This window comes from Pararhodobacter zhoushanensis, assembly GCF_003990445.1.
Taxonomy (GTDB): Bacteria; Pseudomonadota; Alphaproteobacteria; order Rhodobacterales; family Rhodobacteraceae; genus Pararhodobacter; species Pararhodobacter zhoushanensis.
Genome location: NZ_REEZ01000003.1, coordinates 466,950 through 485,637 on the forward strand (window position 1 = coordinate 466,950; position 18,688 = coordinate 485,637).

Annotated in this window: 20 protein-coding genes; 9 read left to right on the top strand and 11 right to left on the bottom strand. The window is 67.1% G+C overall.

The genetic code is table 11. The features are described 5' to 3' along the window. Positions 1–34: 34 nt before the first annotated feature. The 5 genes from EAE28_RS10385 (at position 35) to EAE28_RS10405 (ending at position 3,893) form a co-directional block, all read left to right on the top strand. Positions 35–1,018: an SPOR domain-containing protein gene (locus EAE28_RS10385; protein ID WP_127105844.1), complete on the top strand. Its 984-nt coding sequence runs from the start codon at positions 35–37 to the stop codon at positions 1,016–1,018. Positions 1,019–1,025: 7 nt separating this feature from the next. Next, a complete protein-coding gene (locus tag EAE28_RS10390; RefSeq protein WP_127105846.1) occupies positions 1,026–2,009 on the top strand; it encodes a glycoside hydrolase family 3 N-terminal domain-containing protein in 984 nt (327 codons plus the stop codon). Between the two features lie 6 nt (positions 2,010–2,015). Beyond that, on the top strand, positions 2,016–2,810 hold the full coding sequence (locus EAE28_RS10395) for a segregation and condensation protein A (RefSeq protein ID WP_127105848.1): 795 nt from the start codon (positions 2,016–2,018) through the stop codon (positions 2,808–2,810). Continuing rightward, a complete protein-coding gene (gene scpB, locus EAE28_RS10400; RefSeq protein WP_127105849.1) occupies positions 2,807–3,463 on the top strand; it encodes an SMC-Scp complex subunit ScpB in 657 nt (218 codons plus the stop codon). The genes EAE28_RS10395 and scpB overlap by 4 nt, the downstream gene beginning before the upstream one ends. 160 nt (positions 3,464–3,623) lie before the next feature. Continuing rightward, the gene (locus EAE28_RS10405) at positions 3,624–3,893 is read left to right on the top strand and encodes a glycine zipper 2TM domain-containing protein (RefSeq protein ID WP_127105851.1); all 270 of its coding nucleotides are present in this window, start codon (positions 3,624–3,626) and stop codon (positions 3,891–3,893) included. Between the two features lie 50 nt (positions 3,894–3,943). Here EAE28_RS10405 and EAE28_RS10410 read toward each other — a convergent pair whose 3' ends face one another. Further along, positions 3,944–5,041, bottom strand: a complete 1,098-nt coding sequence (locus tag EAE28_RS10410; RefSeq protein WP_425466769.1) for a PA0069 family radical SAM protein — start codon at positions 5,039–5,041, stop codon at positions 3,944–3,946. A 157-nt stretch (positions 5,042–5,198) separates the two neighbouring features. Between EAE28_RS10410 and EAE28_RS10415 the strand changes: the two genes are divergently transcribed. After that, positions 5,199–5,903, top strand: a complete 705-nt coding sequence (locus EAE28_RS10415) for a corrinoid protein (protein WP_127105853.1) — start codon at positions 5,199–5,201, stop codon at positions 5,901–5,903. Between the two features lie 78 nt (positions 5,904–5,981). Here EAE28_RS10415 and EAE28_RS24035 read toward each other — a convergent pair whose 3' ends face one another. The 6 genes from EAE28_RS24035 to EAE28_RS10440 all read right to left on the bottom strand — a co-directional run bounded on the left by EAE28_RS24035 (position 5,982) and on the right by EAE28_RS10440 (position 11,160). Further along, on the bottom strand, positions 5,982–6,206 hold the full coding sequence (locus EAE28_RS24035) for a hypothetical protein (protein ID WP_220443914.1): 225 nt from the start codon (positions 6,204–6,206) through the stop codon (positions 5,982–5,984). Positions 6,207–6,460: 254 nt separating this feature from the next. Beyond that, on the bottom strand, positions 6,461–6,628 hold the full coding sequence (locus EAE28_RS24040) for a MarR family transcriptional regulator (protein WP_220443915.1): 168 nt from the start codon (positions 6,626–6,628) through the stop codon (positions 6,461–6,463). A gap of 224 nt (positions 6,629–6,852) precedes the next feature. Next, positions 6,853–8,499: a flotillin family protein gene (locus tag EAE28_RS10425; protein WP_127105854.1), complete on the bottom strand. Its 1,647-nt coding sequence runs from the start codon at positions 8,497–8,499 to the stop codon at positions 6,853–6,855. A gap of 31 nt (positions 8,500–8,530) precedes the next feature. Continuing rightward, positions 8,531–9,202 (bottom strand): OB-fold-containig protein, encoded by a 672-nt coding sequence (locus EAE28_RS10430; RefSeq protein WP_127105855.1) that lies wholly within the window; start codon positions 9,200–9,202, stop codon positions 8,531–8,533. Between the two features lie 277 nt (positions 9,203–9,479). Next, positions 9,480–10,250 carry a tRNA pseudouridine(38-40) synthase TruA gene (gene truA / locus EAE28_RS10435; RefSeq protein WP_127105856.1) on the bottom strand — a complete coding sequence of 257 codons (771 nt, stop codon included), beginning with the start codon at positions 10,248–10,250 and terminating at the stop codon, positions 9,480–9,482. 100 nt (positions 10,251–10,350) lie between these two features. Then, positions 10,351–11,160, bottom strand: coding sequence for a Rossmann-fold NAD(P)-binding domain-containing protein (locus EAE28_RS10440; RefSeq protein ID WP_127105858.1), 810 nt, complete (start codon positions 11,158–11,160; stop codon positions 10,351–10,353). A 104-nt stretch (positions 11,161–11,264) separates the two neighbouring features. Between EAE28_RS10440 and EAE28_RS10445 the strand changes: the two genes are divergently transcribed. The 3 genes from EAE28_RS10445 to EAE28_RS10455 all read left to right on the top strand — a co-directional run bounded on the left by EAE28_RS10445 (position 11,265) and on the right by EAE28_RS10455 (position 15,069). Further along, a complete protein-coding gene (locus tag EAE28_RS10445; protein ID WP_246022327.1) occupies positions 11,265–12,674 on the top strand; it encodes a YcjX family GTP-binding protein in 1,410 nt (469 codons plus the stop codon). Positions 12,675–12,684: 10 nt separating this feature from the next. Beyond that, entirely contained in the window at positions 12,685–13,635 is a 951-nt protein-coding gene (locus tag EAE28_RS10450; protein ID WP_127105860.1) for a YcjF family protein, read from the top strand. Between the two features lie 135 nt (positions 13,636–13,770). Next, entirely contained in the window at positions 13,771–15,069 is a 1,299-nt protein-coding gene (locus tag EAE28_RS10455; protein WP_127105862.1) for a DUF3422 family protein, read from the top strand. 205 nt (positions 15,070–15,274) lie between these two features. On the opposite strand, the gene EAE28_RS10460 is transcribed toward EAE28_RS10455, so the two are convergent. The 4 genes from EAE28_RS10460 to gatC are packed head-to-tail and all read right to left on the bottom strand — an operon-like array spanning position 15,275 to position 18,633. Next, entirely contained in the window at positions 15,275–15,934 is a 660-nt protein-coding gene (locus tag EAE28_RS10460) for an N-acetylmuramoyl-L-alanine amidase (RefSeq protein ID WP_127105864.1), read from the bottom strand. 1 nt (position 15,935) lies between these two features. Beyond that, positions 15,936–16,826, bottom strand: a complete 891-nt coding sequence (locus EAE28_RS10465) for a hypothetical protein (protein WP_127105866.1) — start codon at positions 16,824–16,826, stop codon at positions 15,936–15,938. 35 nt (positions 16,827–16,861) lie between these two features. Further along, the gene (gatA, locus tag EAE28_RS10470; protein ID WP_127105868.1) at positions 16,862–18,346 is read right to left on the bottom strand and encodes an Asp-tRNA(Asn)/Glu-tRNA(Gln) amidotransferase subunit GatA; all 1,485 of its coding nucleotides are present in this window, start codon (positions 18,344–18,346) and stop codon (positions 16,862–16,864) included. Continuing rightward, complete coding sequence (gene gatC, locus EAE28_RS10475) at positions 18,343–18,633, bottom strand: Asp-tRNA(Asn)/Glu-tRNA(Gln) amidotransferase subunit GatC (protein WP_127105870.1); 291 nt, start codon at positions 18,631–18,633, stop codon at positions 18,343–18,345. The genes gatA and gatC overlap by 4 nt, the downstream gene beginning before the upstream one ends. Between the last annotated feature and the right edge of the window lie 55 nt (positions 18,634–18,688).

Consider the following 18,688-nt stretch of genomic DNA (forward strand, 5'->3'; position numbering starts at 1 on the left):
ACCGGGACCAACCCGGCGGGTTTGTGAGGCGAGCATGGCACAAGGCTATTATGAGGGGCAGTATGCCCCGCAGCCCGGACGGATTCCGTCCGGCGATCCCTACGCGGCCCAACCGGGCCGCATGGGGCGGATGGTCAATCTGGCAGGTGCAGCGCTTTCTGTGGCGCTGCTGTGCGGGGTGGGTGTTTGGTCCTACCGCTTGATGGTGCGCGATGTGACCGGTGTGCCGGTGATCCGCGCGCTGGCCGGTCCCGCCCGTCAATCGCCCGAAGATCCCGGTGGCCGTCAGGCGGCGTATCAGGGTCTTGCCGTCAATACCGTCGCGGCAGAGGGCGGCGCGGCAAGCGCCGCGCAGACCATCGCGTTGGCACCGCAATCGCTGGATCTGTCGGCCGAGGATCGCTCGGCTGAGGTGATGACCGCGCGCGGTTCGCCGATCACCGCGCCCGGTGCGGTGCAGGTCGCGGCTCCGGCCCCGGTTGCTGCCCCCAACGCCGCGCCGGTGTCGATCACGCAGGCTGCCGCGTCGCAAAATCTGCAGATCATTCCCGCCTCGGCCCCAGGCGTGTCGCGCTCACCCTATCCCCGGGCGCGCAACGCCACGGTCGTCGCCAGCGCCGCCTCCCGCCCGGTGGCCGCCGTTCAGGCCGTGGCGCAGGCCCCGCTCAGCGGGGGCACCGACGCGCAGGCAGAGGCCCTGTTGCAAGAATTGGTCACCCGTCTCAGCACCAGCCCGGTGACCGAGGTTGACCCGGACACGCTGGCCCCCGGCACCCGTCTGGTGCAGCTTGGCGTCTACGACGACGAGGCCGCCGCGCGGGGCGCATGGGAGGCGATCAACGAGCGTTTCCCCAGTTTCCTTGAAAGCCGGGGTCGGATCATCGAGCCTGCCACCTCGGGCGGGCGGGTGTTCTACCGTCTGCGTGCCGCCGGTTTCTCGGACGAGCCCGAAGCGCGGCGCTTCTGCACCATGCTGATGGCCGAGAGCGTCGATTGTATCCCGACGCTGATCCGCTGAGCCGCGCATGACCGGCGCCACGATCCTGGGCTGTGCCGGGCCGGTGTTGAGCACCACCGAGGCCGCGTTCTTTCGCGATGCCGACCCGTGGGGCTTTATCCTCTTCAAGCGCAACGTCGAAAGCGCCGCGCAGCTGCGCGCGCTGACGGCGGCGCTGCGTGAGACCGTGGGCCGTGACGCGCCGGTGTTCATGGACCAAGAGGGCGGAACCGTCGCCCGTCTGCGCGCGCCGCTGGCCCGCAGCTGGGATGATGCCAACGTACAGGCGGGTGGGGCTGAGGCCGTGCGCCTGCGCCACCGGCTGATGGCGGCAGAGCTGCGCGCCTGCGGTGTCGATGGCAATTGCGCGCCGGTGATTGATGTGGCGGGGCCCGAGACACACCCCTTCCTGCAACGCCGCATCTGGTCATCGGACCCGGCTGAGGTTGCGGTGCTGGCGCACGCGGCGGCTGAGGGGCTGCTGGCGGGCGGCGTGTTGCCGGTGATCAAGCACCTGCCGGGCCACGGCGCGGCCAATGCCGATACGCATCTGGAACTGGCGCGCTGCAAAACCCCGCTGGCGGCCTTGGAAACGCATGATTTCGTGCCGGTCCGCGCGCTGGCCGACCTGCCGCTGGGTATGACCGGCCATATGGTGATCGAGGCGCTCGATCCCGACACGCCCGCGACCCTTTCGCCCGTCGTTCTACGCTATCTGCGCGAGAGCTTGGGCTTTGACGGGTTGCTGATGACCGATGATCTGAACATGAACGCGCTGGGCGGCACCTTGCCTGACCGCGCGGCGAAGGCCATCGCGGCGGGTTGCGATATCGTGCTGCATTGCTCGGGCGAGATGGGCGAAATGCCGGGCGTCGTGGCGGCCTCTGGAACGCTGAGTGCCAAGGCAGCGATCCGCGCCGCCCGGGCGCTTGCCGCGCGCCGCGCGCCAGCCGCGATTGACATTGCCGCCGCCACCGCCGATTTTGAGCGCCTCAGCAACGCAAGGGCCTGATGCGCAATGAGTGACGCCGAGGCGACGCAGAGCGGTGACTCGGTTGCCGCCCGCCTCGAAGACGAGGCGTTGATCGTCGATGTCGACGGCTATGAAGGGCCGCTCGACCTGCTGCTGACCCTGTCGCGCCGCCAGAAAGTCGACCTGCGCCGCATCTCGGTGCTGCAACTGGCCGAGCAATACCTGCGCTTTGTCGAAGCCGCGCGCGCGCTCAGGATCGAGCTGGCGGCGGATTATCTGGTGATGGCAGCATGGCTCGCCTTCCTGAAATCGCGCCTGCTGCTGCCGCCCGACCCGTCCGAGGAAGGCCCCAGCGCCGAAGACCTTGCCGCGCATCTGGCGTTCCAGCTGGAACGTCTGGAAGCCATGCGCGAGGCCTCGGGGCGCCTGATGGGCCGCGACCGGCTGGGGCGCGAGTTCTTTGCCCGCGGAGAGCCGGAAACCCACGCCATCGAAAAACGCACCCAGCACACGGCAACGCTGCTGGAACTGGTGCAGGCCTATGCCCGCCTGCGCACCCGCGACGAATTTCGCCCCTATGCGTTCGATCGCACCGATGTCTACCCGCTGGAACTGGCGCTTGAGCGGTTGCGTGGCATGATCGGCGAGGCGATCAACTGGTCGGATCTGGCGGGTTTCCTGCCGCCCGGCTGGCGCGCTGCCGGTGGGCGGCGGCGCTCGGCGCTGGCCTCGACCTTTGCGGCGTCGCTGGAAATGGCGAAACAGGGGCAACTGGAAATCCAACAGGGTGAGACTTTCGCACCAATCCGGGTGCGGTTGCGCCCGCAGGGGGATCGATGACCGACGAAACCGACCTCGACGATGACGACGCCCCCGGCCTGTTCCCGGTGCCGCCGATTGCCGAGCAAGAGCGCATGATCGAAGCGATCCTCTTTGCCAGCGCCGAGCCGGTGACCGCGGCCGAGTTGACGCGCCGGCTGCCCGAGGGTTCCGATGTGGGCGAGGCGCTGGTGCATCTGCGCTCGCGCTATGCCGGGCGCGGGGTGCATCTGGTGCGGGTGGGTAGCGGCTGGGCAATGCGCACGGCCCCCGATCTGGGCTGGCTGATGCGCACCGAGCAGGTCGAAACCCGCCGCCTGAGCCGCGCGGCCATCGAGACACTGGCAATCATCGCCTATCACCAGCCGGTGACGCGGGCCGAGATCGAGGAAATTCGCGGTGTGTCGCTTTCGCGCGGCACGATTGATCAGCTGATGGAGCTCGACTGGATCCGCTTTGGCCGTCGCCGCATGACACCGGGCCGTCCGCTGACCTTTGTAGTCACCGACGGGTTCCTCGACCATTTCGGGCTGGAAACCCCGCGCGATCTGCCGGGCGTCAAGGAACTGCGCGAAGCCGGGCTGCTCGACAGCCGTGGCATGCCGGGCCAGCAACGCAGCAGTGAGGACGAGGACGAGGAAAATCCCGGCCAGACCGAGCTGTTCGAAGATTGATGAAAGGCAAGGGAACTGCGGCCAATCTTGTACCCTAGGGGCCTGTTTCCCAGCGGTTTTCCGCTGGGTAACGTTTCCGTGTCTCGCGTCCGTGATCATTTCGTGGAACCGATAGGCGACCTGTGCGTTTGCCCGGGGAACGCCATTTAGGAGACATTCTATGAAAGCTTTGATGATCGCCGCTGCTGTCGGCACCCTTACCCTTGGTGCGTGCACCATGAGCTCGAACGAGCGCACCGCCGTGGGTGGTCTTGCTGGCGCTGCCGGTGGTCTGCTGCTGGCTGATGCGTTCGATGCGAATGACAACTGGACCATCGTTGCTGCTCTGGGCGGCGCTGCTGCTGGCGCTCTGGTCGCGCGTAACTCGGCGCAGGGCGATTGCGCCTATGCGGATGGCCGCGGCGGTTACTACCGCGCTGCTTGCCCGTGATCTGACATTGCGTGATCTGTCAGCCTGACTGACCGGCGCCCCTCGTCTGGTCAGAACAGGCTGAGTTGATCACCCGCGCGCGGCGGCTTGCGGAATTGTCCGCAGTCGAGGTCTTTGCTGGCCTCGGCATAGCCAAGCCGCGCGCGGGTTTTTCGTATGCGCTGCGCGAGCAGGTCGGCATAGGGACCGGCCCCCCGAAAGCGGCTGTGGAAATTGCTGTCATTATCCTGACCGCCGCGCATCTCGTGTAGCAGTTTCATCACCTTCACGGCGTGGTTGGGCCGTTTGCGCTCCAGCCAGTCCTGAAACAACGGGCTGACCTCACGCGGCAAGCGGATCAGACCCCAGCGCGCGGTATCCGCCCCGGCCTCGCGCGCGGCTGTCAGGATTTTCTCTACTTCATGATCGGTCAGGCCTGGAATGATCGGCGCCATCATCAGCCGCACCGGAATTCCCGCCGCCCGTAGAGCCCGCATCATGCCCAGTCGCCGCTCAGGCGTGGGCGCGCGCGGTTCCATGTCGCGCGCCAGGACCGGGTCGAGCGTGGTGATGCTGATCCCCACCTCGCAAAGGTTCAGCGCTGCCATCGCCGACAGGATATCCATGTCGCGTTCGATCAGCGCGCCGCGTGTGGTGATCATCACCGGATGCCGCCAGTCGTGCAGCACCTCCAGCACCGACCGGGTGATGCGGTATTGTGCCTCGATCGGTTGCCACAGGTCGGTGTTGGTGCCCATCGCCATCGGACGCACCACATAGCCCTTCTTGCCCAACTCACGCTCCAGTACCTTGGCCGTGGTCGGGCGCGCGATCAGCCGGGTCTCGAAATCCAGCCCCGGCGACAGGCCCAGATAGCCATGCGAGGGGCGGGCGAAGCAATAGATGCACCCATGCTCGCAGCCCCGATAGCTGTTGATCGCCCGGTCAAAGCTCAGATCCGGCGACTGGTTCCACGAGATCACGCTGCGCGGCTGCTCGATACTGACCTCGCGCCTGAGCAGGCGCTCCTCCTCGGGGATGTCCCAGCCGTCATGCTCCCAGCTGCGCGTATGCTTGTCGAAGCGGGTGGCCGGTTGCGCCATCGTCGCGCGGGCGGGGGCACGCAGCGTGGGGTCCGTGGGGGGCAAGGCGGAAGGGGGGCGCGACATGAGTCTGATGATGAACAGATCATGAACAATTTTCAAGGGAGGCTGGATAACAAAGCCTTGCTGTCGCCTTTCAATCGGAGCATGTCGGGAATGGATCAGTCGCGGCAGGGCTTCTGCCGCATTCAGGCTTTAAGTCACTCTTGCGAGGAAACGCCCCATGGCCGATGAAGACGACATCATCCTGTCTGACCTCTCCGACGACGAACTTGTCGCGCAGATGGGCGATGACCTCTATGACGGTCTCAAGGAAGAGATCGAAGAGGCCGTCAACATCCTGCTCGAGCGCAAGTGGACGCCTTACGACATCCTGACCAAATCGCTGGTCGCCGGGATGAAGATCGTCGGCGACGACTTCCGCGATGGCATCCTGTTCGTGCCCGAAGTGCTGCTGGCCGCCAACGCGATGAAGGCGGGGATGTTCATTCTCAAGCCGCTGCTGGTGGAAACCGGCGCACCGCGCATGGGCAAGATGGTGATCGGCACGGTCAAGGGCGACATCCACGACATCGGCAAGAACCTTGTCGCGATGATGATGGAAGGCGCCGGATTCGAGGTGGTCGATCTGGGCATCAACAACCCGGTCGAGAAATACATCGACGCCGCGCTGGCCGAGAATGCCGATATCATCGGCATGTCGGCGCTGCTGACCACGACGATGCCCTATATGAAGGTGATTATCGACACGCTCAAGGAAAAGGGCCTGCGCGAGGATTATATCATCCTGTGCGGCGGCGCGCCCCTGAACGAAGAATTCGGCCGCGCCATCGGGGCGGACGCCTATTGCCGCGATGCCGCCGTTGCGGTGGAAACCGCCAAGACGCTGGTCGCCCGCAAGCATAACCAGGGCGCTGCACGCGCCTGAAACGGTTGCTGCGGTGGAAAGAAAGGCCCTCACTTTGCGGTGGGGGCCTTTGTCATTCGTCGCCATGCGCGGGGTGTCCTAACGCGCGAAACGCGCGACAGGGGGCTCGGCGCTGCGTCCAAGATAAATCAGACGCCGCCCCGGGATCGCGACGATGACCCCGGCGTACCCGGCCTGCGTCGCCTGCGCGCTGAACCCGGCATAGCTGTATCCCGGCGCGTTGGGTTGCGCGGCATGGATCGCCGCCTCGAGCGCTGCGGTGTCGAAGACCTCGGCCACAGCAGCGGTCAGCGCACGCAGCATGGGGGGAAATCCATCGTGCCGTCATAGGCCGCGTCCATCGCGCCGGTCCGTTTGTTCGGGGGGAGCGGGCTAAATCAACGGAGGTGCCGGTCAGGCCGTGCCGGATGACAAGCGCCTTGATCAACTGGTCGAGGGTGGCTTTCTCGGTTGCGTCCAGCACGTCGAAGAACGCGGTGTCATTGGCGTCGGTGATAGCGGCAAGGAGCGGCACTACCGCCCGTCCGGTCGCGATCAGGTCCAGCAAATGCCCCCCGCTAGTCGACAGGATGGTCTGCGCGGGTCAGCAGACCCTTGGACTGCAGGCGGTCGGAAAGTTTTCTGATCGCACCCTTGGTCAGGCCCATCCGCGCCGCCCGGTCCGAGGGGACGATGGCAGGCCCGTCATAGAGGAGACGCAGCAGCGCCCATTCCGCGACCGTCACCCCCTGATCCGCAAGCCTGCGGGCAAAGCCCTGCGACACAGCGTTCGAAGCGGCGCGCTTTCAATAGCCAAGATGATCGTTCGGGGCAGAAACCGGAATCACGGTTCCTTTGTGGTTAACCACGGCGCTGGTCTCGAAAGGCTTCCTGCTCAACCACGAAACCCGTCCCCGAAACGAGAAGGCCCCCGCCGAAGGCGAGGGCCATGGCGGCACCATATCACAGGTCAGTCGTCACTCGCCTCGGCGACTGGCTTGCCGTTCAGTGCACCATCAGCCATTCCGGCGATGCCGCCCTCCATCGACAGGCCCAGTTCCTCACCCAGCTTGCGCAGCGCGGGCATCTGCACGGCCATGCCCATGATGGAATCCAGCGCCTGATTGACCACCGGTTTCTCGCCACCGGCGCCGGTCATGCCGCCGCCGTTCTGGCCACCCAGCCCGCCAACGTAGTGGATCTTGATCGAGTCGATCTTTTCCACCGGCTTGACCATCTGCGCCATGATCTCGGGGAAGGCTTCCAGCCGCGCGAGGTCGATTTTCATCTGCACGATGGCCGGAGACAGGGCATTGTCGGCCTCGGTGATCGCGCGGCGACCCTCAGCCTCGGCCAGCATATCCAGCTTCTTGGCCTCAGCCCGGATGGTGATGGCGTCAGCGTCAGCCCGCGCTTCCTCACGCCGCGCTTCGGCCCGATCCTGCGCCGCTTCGCGCTCGGCCTGCGCGGCAACCCGGACGCGGGTCGAGTCGCGCTCGGCCTCGCGCTGGGCTTCGATCAGGGCGATCTGCTTGGCCCGTTCGGCCTCGGCCACCTGCCGCGCCGTGGTGACCGATTCCATCGCCTTGGTCGCCTCGGCCCGCGCCAGATCGGCCGAGGCCCGCGCTCGGCTTTCCTCTTCCGACTTCTTGGCAACGATGATCTGGCGTTCCTGATCCGCCACTTCCAGCTCGCGTTCGGAACTGATCTCGGCATCGCGCAGCGTGCGCTCGCGCTCGATCTCGCGCGAGCGGATCGATTCCTCGCGCGCGATCCGTGCGCGTTCGCGTTCGCGGGCCGAGTTCTCGTTATCCGTCGCCGTTTGCGCCTCTTGCAGGGCGCGCAGGGTGGCGATGCGCTGGGTCTGCTCGATGCGGGCCTGTTCCTCGTCCTGCTCGATCACCAGCTTCTGGCGCTGCGCCTCCATCGCCGCGCGGCGCACCGAAACCTCGGCGTCGGCGTCGATCTGGGCGCGCTCTTTCTTCGAGGTGGCGATCACCTCGGCCAGCCGCCGCATCCCCACCGCGTTGAAGGCGTTGTTCTCATCGAGCGCCTCGAACGGCGTCTGGTCGAGTGCTGTCAGCGAGACGGATTCCAGCGACAAACCGTTCTTGAGCAGATCCTCGGACACCGCGTTCTGCACTTCCTGCACAAAGATCGAGCGGTTCTCGTGCAGCTCATCCATCGTCATCTGTGCCGCGACCGAGCGCAGGCCGTCAATCAGCTTGCCCTCGATCATCTCGCGCAGCTGATCGACGTCAAAGATGCGCTGACCCAGCGTCTGCGCGGCGCGCGCGATGCCCTCGTCGGTCGGACTAACCGAGACATAAAACTCAACCCCGACATCGACGCGCATGCGGTCCTTGGTGATCAGCGCGGCCTCATTGTTGCGCTGCACTTCCAGCCGCAGGGTCTTCATGTTGACCGGGCTGACCTCATGCAGCAGCGGAATGACGATGGTGCCGCCGTCCATGATGACCCGCTTTCCGCCCGCGCCGGTCTTGACCAGACTGATCTCACGCGTGGCGCGGCGATAAAGGCGGCCCAGAACAAGGCCCAGCAGAACGAGAAAGGCCAGAATGGCCCCGACAATGATTAAGAGCGATGTGAATGGCATGGGAACTCCTGAACAAAAGCGGTGTTGGAAATCACTCCACGGGCAGCAGGCGATACAGCCCCAGCCGATGGTCACGCAGCACCAGAACGGTGCTGCCCTGAACAAGACGGGCCCCGTCTTCAAGCGGTTCGGCGCGTAGATAATGGGGGTTGCCGTGGCGGTCGGTAACGCGCACTTCGGCGGGGCGGCCGCGCTCGGCGGTGCCTTGGGTAATGACGCCGCGACGTCGGCCAAGGGTTGCTTCAGAGACCGATTGTGTTTCGTCTTGGGGGATCAGCCGGGCAAAAAACCCGCCAAAGCCCCGCGCAAAGGCGCCGCCCGCGACCAGAGCCGGGATCGCCGCCAGCCAGCCGGGCAGGGCGCTGCCCAGCGTGCTCAAAAGGACCGATTGCAGCAGGACACCGCTGACACCAAAGCCCAGCAGGGCAGAGGCCAGCCAGATCATGAAGGGCGTCTTGCCCAGACCGAGCACCGATGACACGCCCGACACGTCAGCGGGTTCGCCATGCCCGAAACCGTCGGGGGAAAGATCGGGCGCATCGAGATCCGGAAGGTCGAGTTCGGGTGCGTCAAGCTCGGCCCCGCCCGCAAAGATCGAGCCGCCGACAAGCGAGAGTGCCAGTTCAAGCGCCAGCAATCCCACCAACAGCGCCAGCGCAACGCTGAACGGTGCCAGCGACCCGGACAGTAGAAATTCCAGCACAGCGAACCTCCTCCGCCGCTACATCCTTGCGTTGAAAGATAAGAGCTAATTCCACAGACACAAGAAAATCCCGGCGCAAATCACCCCGTTGAGAGCGGGGAAGGTGGGCCTTCAGCCCCCCTCGGCCCCAAGGGGCCTCACCCCCCGAGGATATTTGGCGAGCAAAGAAAGCGCGGTTTACCTTTTGTTAACCGGCATCATCTGTCCAGAAATATCCTCGGGGGGTGAATTCGGCGTCAGCCGAAGAGGGGGGCAGAAGGCCCCCCTTGCGGCGTGTTCAGCGGTTGAAAGGGTCGGACGGATAGCCGACGCCGGTCAGGCTCAACCCCTGCGGGGGTGACACCGGCCCGCAGGCTGCCCGGTCGCGTGCGGCGAGGGAGTCGGCCACGCGTTCGGAGGGCCAGGCGCCTGCGCCGACCCGTTCGAGCGTGCCGACAATCGAGCGGACCTGATTGTGCAGAAAACTGCGCGCGCGCAGGTGGAAGCGGAACTCGCGGCCCGCCGGATAGTCGACCTCTTCGATGGAGATTTCATCGAGGGACTTCACCGGCGATTTCGCCTGACACAGGCTGGCGCGGAAGGTGGTGAAATCATGCGTGCCGATCAGCGCCGCAGCCCCTTGGCGCATAGCCTCAAGATCCAGCGGCTGACGCACCTGCCAGACGCGGCCCGCGTCGATCACCACCGGCGCGCGGCGCGAGACCACGCGGAAGGTGTAGCGCCGCTCGCGGGCAGAGAAGCGGGCGTGGAAGTCCTCATCCACAAGGGCGCAGGCGGTCACCGCGACCGGGTGCGGCTTGAGGTGATAGTTCACCGCCTCTTGCAGCCGGTAGGGCGTCCAGGGGCGGGTCAGATCGGCATGGGCGACCTGTCCTGTCGCATGAACCCCGGTGTCTGTGCGCCCGGCGGCAGCGATGCGCGGCTCGGCGGGTTCGATCTTGCCAATTGCTTCCTCTATGGCCTGCTGCACCGTCGGTTGGCTATCCTGCCGCTGCCAGCCGTTGAACGGTGCACCAAAGTATTCGATGAGAAAGGCGTAGCGGGGCATCGGCGGCTCGTGGGTTAGCGGGGGAAGGGGGGCCTTGCCCCCCCTCTTGGCCTGACGGCCAATTCACCCCCCAGGATATTTAAGGACAGATGATAAGCGGTCAGGCGGTTTGGGCGTGGATCGCACTCAGGCCGGTTCGGTAGTCGGGGTAGAGCAGGCTAACGCCCAGCTCGGGGCCAAGGCGGTTTGAGCGCAGGCGTTTGTTTTCGGCGTAAAAGCTGCGGGCCATGGGCGAGAGGTCAGCGCTCTCGAAATCGACCAGCGGGGGCGGGGTGATGCCCAGAAGCCCGGCGGCGAAAGTGGTGACATCGGCCATGGGCGCGGGTTCGTTGTCGGACAGGATCAGCGGCCCGGCAAGCCGGGCTTGTGCTGTGGCGGCGGCGATGCGGCCCAGATCGGTGACATGGATGCGGTTGAACACCTGCCCCGCCTTCACCACCCGGTGGGCGCGTCCCGCCCTCAGCGCGTCCAGCGCCGAGCGGCCCGGGCCGTAGATCCCGGCGATCCGCAGCAGCGCCAGCGGCACGCCGCGCGCGTCGGCAAAGGCTTGCCAGTCGCGCTCGGCCTGCTGGCGGGCGAAGCCGCGCTCGGTCGTGGGCTGCTCGGGGGCGCTTTCGTCGATCCACGCACCGTCTGCGTCGCCATAAAGGCTGGTGGCCGAGGCGTAGCCGATCCATTCGAGCCGGGGCGCGGGCAGGTCGCGCAGCACGGGCAGCACCGGGTCGCTGTCGCCCGGTGACACCCATGAGATCACATGCGTCGCCTGCGCCAGCGCCTGCGCCGCCTGATCGGGCCACAGCACTGCCGCCCCGGCCTTGCGCGACGTGCCCAGCACCCGCCAGTCCGGCCCCAGCGCGGCCTCGGTTGCGTGGCCGGAATATCCGTGCCCAATGGAGAGAAGCGTGTTCATAGCCTGCACCTAACGGTCAGTTGCGCAGCTCGGCAAGGGGGTGCCCTTCAAAACCGTCGCCGCGATGCCTATTGTGTGACCGACACAACCCCGGAGCCGCCCCCTTGATCAACGCCATCGCCGGACGGATCGCCCAATCCATCGAGACCGTCGGTGACACGGTGTCCGAGGCGTTCTTCGAGCCCGTCCTGCGGCTGGGCGTCACCGGTCTGAGCCGGGCGGGCAAGACTGTCTTCATCACCGCGCTGGTGCATAATCTGATGGAACCGGGCCGCATGCAGCGCCTGCGCGCCGTGCAGCGCGGGTTGATCCGGGGCGCTTACTTGCAGCCGCAGCCGGACATGACCCTGCCGCGCTTCGACTATGAGGCGCATCTGGCCTCGCTCACCGGCGACAGCCCGCGCTGGCCGGATGGCACGCGGGCGGTCAGCGAGCTGCGGTTGTCGTTCCGGCTGGATCGGACCGGGCTGCTCGGCGGCCTTGGCGGGCCGCGCAAGCTGCATCTGGATATTGTCGATTATCCCGGCGAATGGCTGCTCGATCTGGGTCTGATGGGCAAGACCTATGCCGACTGGTCGGCCGAGGTGCTCGCCCGTCTGCCGCTGCGCACCGAGGCGGCGGCGTTCCGCGCGGCGCTGGACGGCGTCGATCCGCAGGCCAAACACGATGAGAGTCAGGCACAGGAACTGGCGCGGCTGTTCACCGGCTATCTGACGCAGGCGCGCGAGAATGGCTGGTCCGACTGTACGCCCGGGCGGTTCCTGCTGCCCGGCGATCTGGCAGGCTCGCCCGTGCTGACCTTCGCGCCCCTTCCGGGGGCCGAGGGCAGGCGCGGCAGCCTGTGGCGCGAGATGGCGCGGCGGTTCGAGGGCTATAAGACGCAAGTCATCCGCCCGTTCTTTGAGACGCATTTCGCCCGCATCGACCGGCAGGTGGTGCTGATCGACGTGTTGGAGGCCGTGCACCGTGGCCCGATGGCGCTGGAGGATCAGCGCCGGGCGATGGCCGAGGTGCTGGCGAGCTTTCGCCCCGGTGCCAACGGGTTCTTCTCATCCCTGCTTAGAGGCAAGCGCGTCGAGAAAATCCTCTTCGCCGCGACCAAGGCCGACCATCTGCACCACAGCCAGCACCCCCGCCTGACCGCACTGGCCGAGGCGATGCTGCGCGAGGCGCGCGACCGGGCGCGGTTCTCGGGCGCCGAGACGGTGGCGATGTCCATCGCCGCCCTGCGCGCCACGGTCGAGGAAACCCGCAGCCACGGCGGGCAAGAGATCGACACCGTGCGCGGGCGGCTGATCGATGGGCGGCAGGCGGCGGTCAATGCCGGGATGCTTCCCGAAGACCCCGCGCGGCTGCTGGCCCCGGCGCGCGAAGGCGCGCAGAAATGGCTGCAGGGCGATTACGGCGTGATGCATTTCGCGCCGCCGGTGCTGAGCCGGTCGCCGGGCATGGGGTTGCCGCATATCCGGCTGGATTCGGCGGCGGAATTCCTGATCGGCGACAAGCTGATCTGAGGGGGCAGAGATGAGCGACCACCGACCGATCCTGATCGAACTCGACGCTAGCGAGCCGCCTGTCGATGTGGGCGCGGCCCCCGAGATTGACGCGCCCGACGGCCACGCCATGCAGATGGCGGTGGCAGGGATGGCGCGTGGCGGCTCGGGGCCGGGGCGCTGGGCGCTTTGGGCGGGCTCGGCGCTGGTCTCGCTGGTACTGGGCGTCGCGGCCTATGATTTTGCGGCGCGGCTGGTCGAGCGGGTGCCGGTGCTGGGCTATCTGGCGGCTGTGCTCTCGGCGGTGCTGCTGCTGGCACTGCTCCTGTGGGCCGGGCGCGAGGCGCTGGGCTATCGGCGCGTCCGACGGCTGGATGCGCTGCGCGGCCGGGCGGAACTGGCGCTGGGCAGCGGTGATCTGGCCGAGGCGCGGGCGGTGGCGGCGTCAGTGGCGGGCCTCTACAACGCGGCAGACCCGACGCTTGAGGCGCTCGATGCCGAGGCGGTGATCGAGGGGGCCGAGGCGCATCTGCTCATCGGGCTGGATGCCCGCGCGCAGATGGAAATCCAGAACGCGGCGCGGCAGGTGGCGATGGCGACGGCGCTGATCCCGCTGGCCTTTGCCGATGTCGCAGCGGCCCTGACCGCCAATTTGCGCATGATCCGGCGGATCGCCGAAATCTATGGCGGCAGGCCGGGCGCGTTCGGTAACTGGCGGCTGGCGCGCTCGGTCGCGGTGCATCTGATGGCGACGGGCGTGGTGGCGGTGGGCGATGACCTGATCGGCTCGGTCGCCGGGGGCGGGCTTTTGTCCAAACTCTCACGCCGCTTTGGCGAGGGGGTGGTGAACGGCGCGCTGACGGCGCGGGTCGGGCTGGCGGCGATGGAGCTGTGCCGTCCGCTGCCCTTCCGCATGGGGCGCAAGCCCTCGGTCAGCGTGGTGACGGCGACGGCGCTCAAGGGGCTGTTTGATCGCGGATAGGCCGGGACTTGTTGCGCGTTTGCAAGGATACTATCGCACACCGCGCCTGAGGGCCGGTGCGGCGTTTGTGACGCTTTTCTTGCACCCGGGGATGGTCCTTAGTGGCCAAAATCCCTTGCGAGACAGCGATCTGCCATGCCCCCGATCCAGGACCACCCGCTGCGCTACGCGCTGACCAACGAGCTGCATGCCCGCCCGTCGCCGGTGATCCCGGTGCCCGCCACAGCGGTGTTTCTGGCGCTGAAACCGGCACAGGACGCGGCGGCGCGGGACCGGGAGGCGGACCGCGCGCATCTTCTGGACCTGCTCGACCGGCATGGCGCGGCGCATCCGGCGCCCGAGGCGACGCATCATGCGACCATGGCCGGGCGTCACGGGGTGAAATGGGAGAACCACACCGAGTTCACCACCTGGGTCGGCTTTTCCGACACGCTGACGGACCGGCCGTTTGATCCGGCGTCCTTCGATGTGTTTCCCGCCGACTGGCTGGACAAGGCACCAGGGGTGCGGGTGACCTCGATCCTGTTCCGTATCGAGGAAATGCCGCTGATCGACGGGGCCTGCGATACCCCCGCGCTGCGCCGCAAGCTGGACGACTGGTTCGTCGGCGAAAGCCTGGCAGTGGCCTTCGTGCTGGACGAGGCGGCCATCGTCGCATCCGATTTCCGCATTGATCCGGCGGGCCATGTGCGCATGGCGATCTTTGCGCGTCCGGGGACCGGGGCGCAACGGGTCGGGCGCGTGGTGCAGCGGCTGTGCGAGGTCGAGATGTACCGCGCGATGTCGATGCTGGGTCTGGCCCGCGCGCGGCGGGTGAATGGCGAGATGGCGGTGCTGGAGCGGCGGTTGTCCGAGCTTCAGGCCGAGATGGGCGGCGGGGCGAGCCGGGCGGAGTCGGTGCTGGACGGGCTGATGGGGGTCTCGGGCGAGCTGGAGCGGCTTGAGATGGCCTCGTCCTTCCGGTTCGGCGCGACACGGGCCTATGAGGCGATCGTGCATGACCGCATCGGCGTGCTGCGCGAGACGCGGTTTGACGGGCGGCAAACCCTGGCGGAATTCATGCGCCGCCGCTGGGATCCGGCGATGCGGACGGTGAAGGCAGCGGAGAGCAGGCTGGCGCTGTTGTCGGAACGTGCGATGCGGGCGGGGCGGCTGTTGTCGACTCAGGTGGAGGTGGCGCGCTCGGCGCAGAGCCAGGCGCTGCTGCAGAGCATGGACCGGCGGGCGGATCTGCAGCTGCGGCTGCAGCACACGGTCGAGGGGCTGTCAGTGGTGGCGATCAGTTATTACGCGGTCGGGTTGCTGGCCAATGTGGTGCTGCCGCTGGCCGAGCCGGTGGGGCTGCACAAGACCGGTGTGGCGGCGATGCTGACGCCGCTGGTGGTAGGCGCTGTCTGGCTGGGGCTGCGGCGGATCCGGTCGCGGCTGCATTGAGCGGGGTGACGGGGGCGCGGCGGGACGCAAGGCCCCGCCGCGCCCCCGCCTGTGTTGCGCAGGGCGTGCGCCCTGCTTGGGGGGCGCTGCCCCCCATCGCGCTGCGCGCGTCCCCCCGGGATATATAACGAGCAAAGAGGCGCTCTGTCAGACAGTCATCTTTGCGAGATTCGCATGGGTTGAATGGACTGATGGGGGCGCTGCCCTACCACTTTTCCGCCAAGACGCAGGCTGCGACGGCTTCGGCGCGGGCGCGGTCGGTGGCGTCTTCGGGGCCGGTATGGCCGGGCCGGAAGCGCAGGCGGAAGGCAGAGAGGCGCAGAGCGGCGGCCACATCAGGGTAGCCGATGGCGTCGAGGGATGTTTTCAGCGGGACGTCCGGGTCACCCGTCGTGGCGGGCCAGAGTGCCAGACCTTGCCGGGCGAGTCGCTGCCAGTCGAAGCGCGGGCCGGGGTCGATCTTGCGGGCAGGGGCCATGTCGGAATGGGCAATCACGCCCGAGGGCGGGATGGACCAGCGGGCGAGGATGCCGGACAGAAGCGCTTCGAGCCGCGCCATCAGCGGCGCGGAGAAGGGGGTCTGGCCGTCATTATCCAGCTCGATGCCGATGGAACGCGAGTTCACATCGACACGCCCTTGCCACGCGCCTGCGCCCGCGTGCCAGGCGCGCAGGGGTTCGTCCACCAACTGCCAAAGCTGCCCGTCGCGGCCGATCAGGTAATGCGCCGAAACCTCGGCGGCGGGATCGCACAGGCGGTCCAAGGCCGCTTGGGCCGAGCGCATTTCGGTGAAGTGGATCACGACAAGGTCGGGCCGCAACCCGTTGCGGCGCGGCCCGAAATTCGGCGAGGGGTGTCTGATCATCTCAGCGGCTGGCGAGGGCCTGACGCAGCGGGGTGGGATCCCACCAGCAGGCGTAGCCGTCGCCATCGGGGTCAAGGTTGTTGCGGTCGCGCTCGGGTCCGCCATCGGCAAGGAAGGCGGATTGCGCAGCATCCTGATTGCGGTATTGCAGGCAGGCATTTTCCCAGCGCGACCAACGCAAGGGATTGATCCGGCGGTAAACTTCCGTCCCCGGCGCATGAGAGACGCTGAGTGCGTAGGCGACGATATTGGGGCCGCCGTGCTCAGAAGGCGCGGGCACCGAGTCGACCTCGATCACCTGATACTGGGCGCGCTGGCGGGCCAGGCGTTCGCGGTCGCTGGCGATGGTTTCGCGGGCCGAGACGGCCTGGAAACTCTGCTCATCGGACACGCCGGGGCGGGCGGTATCGCCCGCTTCAAAGGCAGGGGTCGTGCCAAAGCCTGCGCCAGTGTGCACCGTGCGAAGCGCGGCGTCTTGCGGTTGTGGCGCGGGTTGCGGAGCCGGTTGCCGCGCGGCGGTCTGCATCGGTGCGGCCAAGGGAGCGGCGGCGACAGGGGCGAGGGTCTGCGTGTTGATCGGCGCGACGGTAGGGGCCGGTTGGCCGAAGGGCGCAGCCACCGTTTGCACCGGGCGCGCGCGTTGCGGCACGGCATCCAGCGTCGACGGCGCGGCGGATGGCATGGCGCTTGGCGGCAGGATCGCGGGCTGCGCCACCTCGGGCGGGACGGAATAGGGCGCGGAACTGCTGCGGGCGGACTCGCGCTCGTGCAAATACCGTTGGTAATTGCCGAACCCGACGCCGTTGGTCATGGTCGCATAGCTGTCAGGGCCAGCGGAGCAACCCGCCAGACCCAGCAGGGCCAAAGGGCCTGCCAGTGCCAAAATCCGCATATCTGCCTCTGCTCGGTTCTTCTTTTTTGAGCAGATTACCACCATTTTCCGGGTTTGGAAACAAATCCGGCAGCGGACTCAAGAACATGCGCGGTGTTGAGCAAGTCGGCCTCACCCCAGGGCTTGCCGATCAGCTGCAGGCCCAGCGGCAACCCGCGCGTGTCCAGACCCGTCGGCAGTGCGATACCGGGCAGACCGGCAAGGTTCACGGTCACGGTGAACACGTCGTTGAGGTACATCGCGACCGGGTCCGCATCGGCCATTTCGCCCAAGCCAAAGGCGGCCGAGGGGGTGGCCGGGGTCAGGATGCAGTCGACGCCAGCCGCGAAGGCCTCGTCAAAGTCGCGCTTGATCAGCGCGCGGACGCGGCGGGCGCGGTTGTAATAGGCGTCATAGAACCCGGCGGACAGCACATAGGTGCCGACCATTATGCGGCGCTGCACCTCGGGGCCGAAGCCTTCGGCGCGGGTTTTCTCGTACATCTCGGTGATGCCGTCGCCGGCCGACAGCGTGGCGCGGTGGCCATAGCGCACGCCGTCATAGCGCGCGAGGTTCGACGAGGCTTCAGCGGGCGCGATGACGTAATAGGCGGGCAGGGCGTATTTGGTATGCGGCAGCGAGATATCGACGATCTTTGCGCCTGCGTCCTTGAGCATCGCAGTGCCGTCGTCCCACAGCTTGGCGATCTCGGTCGGCATGCCATCCATGCGGTATTCACGCGGAATGCCGATGGTCTGGCCGCGGATGTCTCCGGTCAGCGCGGCCTCGAAATCGGGCACGGCGATGTCGGCGCTGGTAGAATCCTTGGCGTCATGGCCCGCCATCGCGCCCAGCATGATCGCCGCGTCGCGCACGGTTTTGGTCATCGGCCCGGCCTGATCCAGCGACGAGGCGAAGGCGACCACGCCCCAGCGCGAGCAGCGGCCATAGGTCGGCTTGATGCCCACGGTGCCGGTGAAGGCGGCGGGCTGGCGGATCGAGCCGCCGGTATCGGTGCCGGTGGCCCCGAGGCACAGGTCAGCGGCCACTGCCGCGGCCGAGCCGCCCGAGGAACCGCCGGGGGTCAGCGGGGTGGCATCATCGCCGCGCCGCCACGGGTTGACCGCATTGCCGTAGCTTGAGGATTCGTTGGACGAGCCCATGGCGAATTCGTCCATGTTCAGCTTGCCCAACATGACCGCGCCCGCGTCGCGCAGCTGGCCCGAGACGGTCGATTCATACTCGGGCACGAAACCCTTGAGGATGTTCGACGCCGCCTGTGACGGCACGCCCGCCGTGCAGAAGAGATCCTTGATGCCAACCGGGATGCCGCACATCGCAGGCGCATCGCCCGCTTGCAGCCGCGCATCGGCGGCGGCGGCGCGTTCGAGCGCGATGTCGGGCGTGTGGTGCACAAAGGCGTTCAGCGCCCCGGCGCCGTCGATGGCGCTCAGGCAGGCCTGCGTCAGCTCGACCGAGGTGACGTCACGGCTGCGCAGACGGTCGCGGGCCTCGGCGATGGTCAGGGTATTGAGGGTCATTCCACCACCTTCGGCACGGCAAAGAAACCCTCGCGGGCATCGGGAGCATTCGACAGGATCTTGGCCTGCATGTTGCCGTCGGTCACGACGTCCTGACGGCGTTTCAACCGCATCGGCGTGACCGAGGTCATCGGTTCGATGCCTTCGACGTCAACTTCGTTGAGCTGCTCCATGAAAGTCAGGATGCCGGACAGCTGGTCGGCCAGCTGCGGCAGGTTCTCTTCGGGCACACGAATGCGGGCGAGTTTCGCCACGCGGCGCGCGGTCTCGATGTCGATGGTGGACATGGGTTTCTCCGGCAGGAACGGGGCCGGTTTAGCCGCGCCGGGCGCGGGGTGCAAG